The sequence below is a fragment of the Pseudomonas sp. PDM25 genome (assembly GCF_019219045.1).
Lineage (GTDB): Bacteria > Pseudomonadota > Gammaproteobacteria > Pseudomonadales > Pseudomonadaceae > Aquipseudomonas.
The window spans coordinates 1-1,015 of record NZ_JAHUWL010000053.1 but is presented as its reverse complement, the minus strand read 5'-3'; the positions used below and the strand labels follow the sequence as shown (position 1 = coordinate 1,015).

Annotated in this window: 2 protein-coding genes; both read left to right on the top strand. The window is 56.8% G+C overall.

Going from position 1 to position 1,015, the window contains the following annotated elements; genetic code table 11:
- Positions 1-477 precede the first annotated feature (477 nt).
- Positions 478-855 (top strand): glycine cleavage system protein GcvH, encoded by a 378-nt coding sequence (gcvH, locus tag KW848_RS31260; RefSeq protein WP_218539170.1) that lies wholly within the window; start codon positions 478-480, stop codon positions 853-855.
- A 10-nt stretch (positions 856-865) separates the two neighbouring features.
- The coding region (locus KW848_RS31255) for a hypothetical protein (protein WP_218539171.1) at positions 866-1,015 on the top strand (150 nt) is incomplete at its 3' end.

The following is a 1,015-nucleotide window of genomic DNA, read 5'->3' as shown; positions in this document are numbered from 1 at the left end:
GCTTGGGTGAAAGGAGGAGGGGCGAAATCTCCCACGGTCTGTACTGCGTCAACAGTCGGAATCGAGCCTTGTCCCTCCTCCTCCCTTCAAGTCCTACCATACAAGCGAGCCTGCTCGCGAAAGCGGTGTGACAGGCGACATAAATATCGACTGACACTCCCTCTTCGCGAGCAGGCTCGCTCCCACAGGAGATAGGCGTCTTAAAATTAATACAGCGTATCGAAATCAAGACAAACCCCTCTCGACGCGTCTGGCCCAGACTTCGCTCCCTCCTCTGCGCATGTCTGTATTGATTTCAATACGGAAGCTGCGCACCAATCCTGTTAAAAAACACCTCAACTATTTGATTTTTAAGCAATAAATAACATTGGCACCGCCCTTGCTATCAACCCTCAAGCCACGCTCGTTGCCCGACACGAGCCTGTCCATCGCCATCCGCCACCAGTAGCGGATGAGTCTGAACAATGAGGAGTTGATATGAACGAATTGCGTTTTACCGTCGATCACGAATGGCTGCGTCTTGAAAGCGATGGCCTGATCACTGTGGGGATCACCGCTTATGCCCAGCAAGCGCTGGGTGACGTGGTCTTCGTTCAGGTGCCTGAACTTCGCACCTTCGGCGCTGGCGATGAGGTGGCGGTGCTGGAGTCGGTGAAAGCGGCCAGCAGCGTGTACATGCCGCTGGATGGCGAAGTGGTCGAGGTGAATTCGACGCTGGAAAGCTCTCCCGAATTGATCAACGAAGACGCACTGGGTGAAGGCTGGTTCTTTCGTATGCGCCCCAGCGACCCCACCGCGATGGACAGTCTGCTCGACCAGGCCGCTTACGGGCGCCTGACCAACGACGACGCTTGAGGATTTGCGTATGACCACCCTCCTCGACACCCGCAACGAATTCATCGCCCGCCACATCGGCCCGCGTACCGGCGACGAGCAAGCCATGCTCAACAGCCTCGGCTTCGACTCGCTGGAAGCCCTGAGCGCCAGCGTCATCCCCGACAGCATCAAGGGCACC

Coding starts and splice junctions, on each gene's coding strand:
- gcvH (WP_218539170.1), top strand. CDS start 478: ATGAACGAATTGCGTTTTACCGTCGATCACGAATGGCTGCGTCTTGAA.